General features: G+C 68.8%; 9 protein-coding genes and 1 pseudogene. 7 read left to right on the top strand and 3 right to left on the bottom strand.

Annotation, left to right across the window (positions count from 1 at the left end):
- Positions 1 to 575 precede the first annotated feature (575 nt).
- Positions 576 to 1,175, top strand: a complete 600-nt coding sequence (locus ACIRR9_RS55665; RefSeq protein WP_403769668.1) for an isochorismatase family protein — start codon at positions 576 to 578, stop codon at positions 1,173 to 1,175.
- Between the two features lie 10 nt (positions 1,176 to 1,185).
- Positions 1,186 to 2,097: a GlxA family transcriptional regulator gene (locus ACIRR9_RS55660; RefSeq protein WP_403769665.1), complete on the top strand. Its 912-nt coding sequence runs from the start codon at positions 1,186 to 1,188 to the stop codon at positions 2,095 to 2,097.
- 113 nt (positions 2,098 to 2,210) lie between these two features.
- Here the strand turns inward: ACIRR9_RS55660 and ACIRR9_RS55655 are convergent, their stop codons facing one another.
- A complete protein-coding gene (locus ACIRR9_RS55655) occupies positions 2,211 to 2,357 on the bottom strand; it encodes a hypothetical protein (RefSeq protein WP_403769662.1) in 147 nt (48 codons plus the stop codon).
- Here ACIRR9_RS55655 and ACIRR9_RS55650 point away from each other — a divergent pair.
- The gene (locus ACIRR9_RS55650; protein WP_403769659.1) at positions 2,356 to 3,096 is read left to right on the top strand and encodes an SDR family NAD(P)-dependent oxidoreductase; all 741 of its coding nucleotides are present in this window, start codon (positions 2,356 to 2,358) and stop codon (positions 3,094 to 3,096) included. The two genes, ACIRR9_RS55655 and ACIRR9_RS55650, sit on opposite strands and share 2 nt — an antisense overlap.
- A 684-nt stretch (positions 3,097 to 3,780) precedes the next feature.
- Here ACIRR9_RS55650 and ACIRR9_RS55645 read toward each other — a convergent pair.
- Positions 3,781 to 4,374 (bottom strand): peroxiredoxin-like family protein, encoded by a 594-nt coding sequence (locus ACIRR9_RS55645; protein ID WP_403769677.1) that lies wholly within the window; start codon positions 4,372 to 4,374, stop codon positions 3,781 to 3,783.
- Between ACIRR9_RS55645 and ACIRR9_RS55640 the strand changes: the two genes are divergently transcribed.
- A complete protein-coding gene (locus ACIRR9_RS55640) occupies positions 4,324 to 4,803 on the top strand; it encodes a TetR family transcriptional regulator C-terminal domain-containing protein (RefSeq protein ID WP_403769674.1) in 480 nt (159 codons plus the stop codon). The two genes, ACIRR9_RS55645 and ACIRR9_RS55640, sit on opposite strands and share 51 nt — an antisense overlap.
- A 589-nt stretch (positions 4,804 to 5,392) precedes the next feature.
- A complete protein-coding gene (locus tag ACIRR9_RS55635) occupies positions 5,393 to 6,526 on the top strand; it encodes a methyltransferase (RefSeq protein WP_403769671.1) in 1,134 nt (377 codons plus the stop codon).
- A gap of 172 nt (positions 6,527 to 6,698) precedes the next feature.
- Here the strand turns inward: ACIRR9_RS55635 and ACIRR9_RS55630 are convergent, their stop codons facing one another.
- The gene (locus tag ACIRR9_RS55630) at positions 6,699 to 7,055 is read right to left on the bottom strand and encodes a MerR family transcriptional regulator (protein WP_403769656.1); all 357 of its coding nucleotides are present in this window, start codon (positions 7,053 to 7,055) and stop codon (positions 6,699 to 6,701) included.
- 8 nt (positions 7,056 to 7,063) lie between these two features.
- Here ACIRR9_RS55630 and ACIRR9_RS55625 point away from each other — a divergent pair, with 8 nt between their 5' ends.
- Both ACIRR9_RS55625 and ACIRR9_RS55620 read left to right on the top strand, forming a co-directional pair.
- On the top strand, positions 7,064 to 7,441 hold the full coding sequence (locus tag ACIRR9_RS55625; RefSeq protein WP_403769653.1) for a hypothetical protein: 378 nt from the start codon (positions 7,064 to 7,066) through the stop codon (positions 7,439 to 7,441).
- Positions 7,442 to 7,486: 45 nt separating this feature from the next.
- Positions 7,487 to 7,726: pseudogene (locus ACIRR9_RS55620) on the top strand (transposase); the annotation flags it as partial.
- Positions 7,727 to 7,806: the final 80 nt, after the last annotated feature.

Below are 7,806 nucleotides of genomic sequence, written 5' to 3'. Positions count from 1 at the left end.
CTTCGCCCGAGCACGGTTCACTTCATGTGCGTCCACGCCTCCAGCATGCCCCCGAACAGTGCCGCGAGACAGACCTAACGGAGTCCTACTAGGACGTTCTGAGGCCGCCGGGCAGGCCAGGCAGCCTGCGATGCGCCGATCAGGAGGCCGTATGCGGTATCCGGCCCTGTTGATTCCCCCGTGGCGGCGGGCCCGACCCTGCGTGATCAGAGCGTGCGGACCCCGCGATGAGCACGCGCGGGTCGTCGAAACCGTAGGCGTACGCCGCCCCGCGTTCTTGGGCTGTCGCAGGCGGAGGCACCGCGCTCTCCGGCCTCGGCGAGCGGAATCAGAGGTGATCCGCACATGTGCAAGGGCGCCACTGGCGTCCGTGACATGAACAATGTGCAGCATGTTCTCGTCGTGATCGGTGCGTTGTCCGGCAGGGCAGTGAGACAGCGCTGATCGTGATGGCAGAGGAGGCATGGTGGCGCATACCCGGGGGTGGTCATGACTCCAGCCGTGACTGGATCGGTCCGCACCCGGACCCGATGGGGCCTGTCGTCGCTCCGGCCCCGCCGGTCAGGCTTGGGGGCATGACCCGAGCACTGATCGTCATCGACGTCCAGGAATCCTTCCGCGCGCACCCGCTGTGGCAGACCATCTCCAACCCGAAGATCGCCGACCAGGTGGACCGACTGGTTCGGCTCGCTCGCCGGGCCGGGGACCTGGTGGTGTGGGTGCTGCATTCCGAGCCCGGCAGCGGCGATGTCTTCGACCCCGCCCTCGGCCATGTCCGGCTGATGGAGGAGTTGCAGCGGCGGGACACGGAACCGGTGGTCCACAAGACCTCGCACAACGCCTTCACCACCACCAATCTGCAGCAACTCCTCACCGAGCGCGGCATCCACGAGCTCACCGTCTGCGGCATCCGAACCGAGCAGTGCGTCGAGACCACCACCCGCGTCGCGAGCGACTTCGGTTACCAGGTCACGTTCGTCGTCGACGCCACCGCGACCAACCCCATCCCGCACCGCGACGCCCCCGCCGACCAGAGCATCGCCGAACTGCTGTCGGACCCCCGTACCCTGAGCGCCGAGGAGATCATCAGGCGCACCGAGTACGCCCTGGCCGGACGCTTCGCCACCATCACCACCGTCGGGCAACTGGAGGCCGCGGCCGAGCCTGGGGCATGATGACCGGATCGTGAGCCACATTGCCTTTCTCCTGGTGCCCGGACTCCACCTGCTGGACCTGGCAGGCCCCGCGCAGGTCTTCTCCACGGCCTCCGACTTCGGGCACCCCTACACACTCAGCTACATCGCGGAACAGCCGCTGGTCCCCACCGCTCAGGGCCTGCCACTGGTGGCCCAGCTCGACTGGCCCGAACTCGGACCCGAGGACTTGATCGTGGTGCCCGGTTGGCGGGCGCTCACCCTGGCCGACAGCCCCGCCGTCGGCGCGGCCGGCCTGCGCTCTCTCCGTGACCACCACGCCAGGGGCGGGACCGTCGCCAGCGTCTGTGCGGGGGCCGAGGTGCTCGGCCGAGCAGGCCTGCTCGACGGCCGCCGCTGCACCACCCACCACGATGTGCAGGACGAGCTCGCACGCCGCTACCCCAGGGCGACGGTCGTCCGTGATGTGCTGTACACCGCCGACGACCGAGTGGTCACCTCGGCCGGCATCGCCAGCGGCATCGACCTGGCCCTGCACCTGATCGCCACCCGGCACGGCCCCGCCGTCGCCGCACAGGTGGCCCGGGACATGGTCGTCTACGCTCGGCGCAACGGCCATGAATCCCAGGCCAGCGCGATGCTCAGGTACCGGTCCCACCTCGACGACACCGTGCACCACGCCCAGGACCTGCTCGACGCCCGTTTCGACCGACCGATGCCGCTGTCCGCCCTGGCCTCGACCGTGGGCGTGAGCGAACGTACCCTCACCCGTCTCTTCACCCGTGCCACCGGCGGCCTCACCCCACTGCGGTATCAGCAGACCCTCCGTCTCGAACGCGCCGAACACCTCATCAGCCACGGCACGACGGTGGATGCCGCCTCACGCGCGGTCGGCTTCGGCGACGCCCGTATGCTGCGTCGCCTGCGAGCTCGCGAGCACTGACCAGCAGCGCAGCGCACAGCACGAAGAAACACGCCTCCCTCTAGCCGGCAGGGCGTGACTTTGCGGGGCTGGGACGGTGGGGGCGGATGCCATGTCGCCGACGCCCTGATCTCTCATTTCCACAAGGTCGAGCTGTCACCGCGCTTGCCGGCACTCCAGTGACGTGCCGCGATCAGGATGGTGGTGCCCTCCCGAAGGCCGAACGCCAGGTCTGATTCCCGCCAGCCTCGGGCGCAGACGGCAGCAATGCTCAACGTCATGAACCGACTTGAAGGAAGCGTGGCCCTGATCACGGGCGGCAGCCGGGGCATCGGTGCCGCTGTGGCGTTGCGGCTGGCCGATGAGGGCGCCGACATCGTCCTGACCTATGAGAACGACGCGGAACGCGCCACCCGGGTGGTCGAGCAGATCAAGGCCAGAGGGCGCCGGGCACTGGCCGTCCAGGCCGACAGCGCCATCCCCGAGGCGCTCACCGCCGCGGTGGACGAGGCCGCCGCGATGTTCGGCAGACTCGACATCCTGGTCAACAACGCCGGTGTGTTCCTCGTCGGCCCGCTCGAAGACCTGGGGCCCGCAGAGATCGATCGCACCCTGGCGGTGAACGTCCGGGCGCCGTTCGTGGCGTCCCAGGCGGCAGTGCGTCACATGGGCCAGGGCGGCCGCATCATCAGCATCGGCAGCAATGTCGCTGAGCGTGCGGTCTTCCCCGGGCTGGCGTTGTACTCGATGAGCAAGACGGCTCTGGTCGGGATGACGAAAGGCCTGGCCCGAGAGCTCGGCCCGCGTGGAGTCACCGTCAACCTGGTGCATCCCGGTCCCACCGACACGGACACCAACCCCTCGGACGGGCCGAACGCGGAGGTGATCGCCGGCTTCACGGCGGTGGGCCGTTATGCGGAAACGGCCGAGATCGCGGCCACGGTCGCTCACCTGGCAAGTGCGGACGGCTCGTACATCACCGGAGCCTCGATCCATGTGGACGGCGGCTTCACCGCCTGACACACGAACTCGGCCGTGACTGCGGCCTAGTACGAGGAGGACCCGTTCAGGAGTGCCGCAGTGGCTGTCGTCCTTGTCTGCCCGGTGTTCGGACTTGTCCTGGCAGTAGCCGGCGCAATCTGGGCCGGGCGGAGCATCGCCGCTTCGGGCGTACGCTGCGGGAACGGGGGAGCGGTGACGGCGTGAGCGGTTGTGTTCCTCCTCCCCAGGCTGGAGGTGCCCCGCCGTCCTTGGAGGCGGACACGCCGAGTCACTGAGACGTACTGCAAGAGTGACTGCGCTCGGCGTGTTCGCGCTTCCACCACCCGTTGCGGTGATCGCCCCCAGTTGTTGTTGCCACGAGAGCCGTTGGTGGTGAGAGCCCGCTACCCGGTGACCTCTTGTCGGTCTCCCGCCCTCGAACTCTGGGCGACACCGAGGCCCGTGGGGAGCGATGGTGGCGCGAATGGCTTGTGTGATCTGGTCCGGCGAGGCCTGGAGCTAGGGAGCCGCGTTGCCCGCATGCGTCCGCAACCAGCGCGAACACCCGCACCATGGGGGAGGGATAGCGTGATCTGCTGCGGAATGGACCGGGCCGGCCCACTTGATGAAGATTGCCGCACACGAAGACGGCCTGAGGCAACCTTGCTTGGCCCATCTGGTGCTGTCGTGGGTGAGGCTGATCCAGCTCGCCTCGGAGGGGCTTCAGCGGGTTTCGCCGAGGCTGTCCAGGGCCGCGATGATGTCGGCGGGTTCGGCGCGGGCGGTGTAGTCGGTGTCGACGAAGGCCCAATGGATCACGCCGTCGCGGGCGATGACGTAGGTGGCGGGCATCGGCAGTGTGCGGGGGTGGCCGTTGTTGACGCGCTGGAGGTCGAAGCCGAGTTTGTCGTAGGCGGCGGCGAGGTCGTCACGGAGGTCGAAGGCGAGGCCGTACTGCTTGGCGGTGTCGGAGCCGAGGTCACTGAGCACGTCGAAGGCGAGGCTGTGCTTCTCGGTGAGGGTGAGTGACTCGTCGGGGATCTGCGGGGAGACGGCGACCAGGCGGGCGCCGCGCGCGGTGATGCCGGTGTCGTGCCGCTGTAGGGCACGCAGGGCGAGGTTGCAGTACGGGCACCAGGCGCCGCGGTAGAAGGTGAGGGCGACGGGGCCCTCGGCGAGCAGGTCTTCCAGGGCCACCGTGGCACCGGTCGCCGAGGTCAGGGTGAATCCCGGAGCGCGCTCGCCGACGGTCCGGGCGCGGGCGACCTGACCGGACTCGGCGAGCTCGAGGGCCGCCCGGTCCATGACCTGGAGCATCTCGGCGGGGATGTACCGGTCACGGGCTCCGTTGATGCGTTCCGGGGGCTTGCCGAGGACGGCCGGGGGCTGCCCGCCATCGCCGAGTTCTTCGACGCGCTGATCGGGATCCGGTGTACGGGGGAGCACGCGCGCTGGGGCTGCATGATCTCCAATGCGCAGGCCGGCGCGGAGAACGGCGACCCCGACGTCCGCGCCTTCCTCGATCAGCATCACAAGGAATTGCGGGCAGCCCTGCACGCGGTGCTCGTCGTCGCCGGTACCGAAGGCCAACTGGCCCCCGGCACCGACCCGGCCACGGCGGCCGACCTGCTGACCCTGCTCGCCTACGGCGTCAACCTGCGTTCCCGCGCGGGCGCCGACGCCGGTTCGCTGCGCGCGACGGTGACTGCCGCACTGCGGTCACTCGGCTGTCGTACACCCCAGTAACCCGGTGTCCCCCGAAGGCTTGCCGCCCTCTCCGCCGGGAACCTGCTGAGCGCGGCACAAGAGCCCCGCTTGGGTGGCAGACTCTGACAGCACCAGATGGGGCAAGTAGGGTCGCTTCAGGCCACCTTCGTGCGCAGCACTCTTCACTGAGTGGGGCCGAGAGTGGGGCCGATTCGAGACGCTTCGTTGACTACGGCGGCCCCGCGCGACGCCGCTTGTCGGCGCCCCAGGCGGGTGTGGCCGTCGAAGACGGCGTCGTACGGGTTGCGCCCCTCGGGCTCTGCGGCCGCTCAGGACCGGTCACGCAGCGGCCCGAGCGTGCGGGAACCCATGGCCTTGGTATGTCCGGTGGCAATCGTGGTTTGGCGGTTGGGTAAAGCGTGTGCCACTCTGCTGCTTCTCACCTGAAAGGACCGACCTCATGCTCGGCATGGTCGTCTGGGACGTCCGCTCTCGCGCTTCGCAGCGAGGGCGGTAGCGGCCACCTGTCTCAACGCACACGTCTGTCCGGTGGGCAGACGTCGGTTCAGCCTGCTCCTCGTCGAAGTGCTCTTCGTGCCCCTGCACGTTCGACCACGAGGAGTACGTGGTGTCCACGATCCGTTGGGCAGAAGGCCCGACCCACCAGTCCGCCCGCTGGCCGTCCGAGAACAGCGGTCCCCTTCCACAACGCGTCATCGTCGCCGACGACCGGATGCGGGCCGACGACGCCTACCGCCAAGCATGTGAAGGAACGGCCCTGCTCTGGCGCGGCGATTACCACAACGCCCGGCAACTACTGCAGGCGATGGGCCGCCGCATCGACCGTAAAGCCCCCAGGACCACAACCTGCACCAGCGAGTCCTTCCACCTGTACCGACGGGCCAGCGGCCACCGCGCCCGGGTCCTCGGCAGGCTCCTGCTGCTGGACGACGACTACACCCTGGCCTTGCGGCGGGCTCCCGACGTCCGCCAGGCGTGCCGGGAAGCCTATGGCCCACCCCTCGGAAGCGTGGCGATCCCCCTCACGGAGTTGCTGGGAGTGATCGGTGCGCACCAATGGCGCCTCAACGGGGTCGATGTGTCGGCACTGGGCGTCCGAATTCACCCCCACTACGGCGTGTTCGCCCCCGGCAGAGGTGAATACGTCGACCTGGTCGCTCACATCCCGCTGCCGCAGGCGACCCGGCATCGCCTCGCCACCAGTACCGCATTCGATCTCGGTACGGGAACCGGTGTGTTGGCCGCAGTCCTGGCCCGGCGAGGTATCCCTCGCATCGTGGCCACCGACATCAATCCGCGTACGCTGGCATGCGCCGAGGAAAACGTCCGTCGGCTCGCATTGACCAACCGCATCGACATCACAGGCCCTTGTCTGTTCCCCGAAGGCCGCGCCGACCTCGTCGTGTGCAACCCTCCATGGCTCCCCGCCCGTCCGACCAGCCCCATTGAGCAAGGCGTCTACGACACGGACGGCACCATGCTCCGTGGCTTCCTGGCTGGGCTGTCCGCACACCTCCGGCCGGGAGGCGAGGGCTGGCTCATCCTGTCGGACCTGGCAGAGCACCTTGGTCCCAGGACACGCCGACACCTGCTCGACGCGATCCAAGCAGCGCATCTCCGGGTCGAGGACAAGATCGACACAAAGCCTCGGCACCCACGGTCCAAGGACGCCACCGACCCACTCCACGGCGCACGAAGCGCCGAGACCACGTCCCTGTGGCGTCTGGCCGCAACCGCATGACCGACACACCTCCAGGTGCGCGAAACCGACGACCTCGCGCAATGGGCAGTCGTGTACTCCTCCATGAGTGAGGGTCTGCAGTCACCGTGTGTAGCCGCCGGGGGCCCGGCGGCGCTCGGCTCAGCCGAAGCTCGGTAGCGAGGTGGGCGGTCAGGTGACTGGCCGGTGCCGGTCACCGGTTGCCTGGCGCAGCGGCCTGGAGGCGGTCCCGGACCGCGGTCTGCGCGGCGATGCGTTCGGTGAGGACCGCCAGTCGCTCCGCGGCGACCCGGATGCCCTTGCCGGACGGCGGCGCGGTAGTCACGTCTCCGTCCAGGCAAGGCAGGAAGATCCGCACATCGTCCAGGGTGAGCCCGGCGACCAGGAGGTAGCGGATGTTGCGGACCCGTACCACCGCCCGCTCGTCGTAGACACGGTAACCATTGGGGGCCCGCTCCGAGGAGATCAACCCTGTCTGCTCGTAGTGCCGCAGCGCACGGGCAGGCGCCCCGGTCGCCTTGGCCAACTCACCGACCTGCACCCGCTCCATCCTCCCGGGTGCAACTCCTATCACGCCACGACCGCCCCACCGCCGACGGGGAGTACGACCCCGGTGACGAGCGACGCGGCTGGTGCAGCCTGGAGTACACCGGGCCGGAGGCGGACCCGGACCAGGGGCCCCGCACGGAACGTCTCGCGGAATCTGTGGCTGATATCCGGGAACGGCAGGCGGCCGGGGCCCTGCCCAAGGAGATGGACCCGGCCTGCCTGACCGTCACGCTGATGGCGGCGGCGATGGCTCCTGTCACCCTTCCGCACGTCATCGCGGGTGTGTGCGAGGACGATGCGCAGTCCCCGGAGTTCATCGAACGCTTCGCCGACCAACTCGCGCTCCTGGTCCGCCGGCTCGGACTCGATTCCGACGGGCCTGAGTGATGGAGTGATCAATCGTGCCGTTCCGGATTCGCCTCGGAGACGATCGTGACGCGTGGGCAACTTGCCTACGAGCAGTGGAAGTTGATCGAGCCGTTCCAGCCGATAGGCGAGTATGGCCCCCACCCCGAGCAAGCGCGAGACCAGTTCGAGGGGGTGATCTGGCGGTTCAGGACGGGCGCGCAGTGGCGTGAGATGCCGGGCGAGTTCGGGCCCTGGCCGACCGTCTACGGGCGCTCCCGGCTCTGGCGGGACGCCGGTGTCTGCACCGCCCCGCTAGTAGGACTCCGTTAGGTCTGTCTCGCGGCACTGTTCGGGGGCATGCTGGAGGCGTGGACGCACATGAAGTGAACCGTGCTCGGGCGAAG

It is taken from the genome of Streptomyces sp. NPDC101234 (assembly GCF_044767525.1).
Lineage (GTDB): Bacteria > Actinomycetota > Actinomycetes > Streptomycetales > Streptomycetaceae > Streptomyces > Streptomyces sasae.
This window is presented reverse-complemented; position numbering and strand designations above follow the sequence as displayed.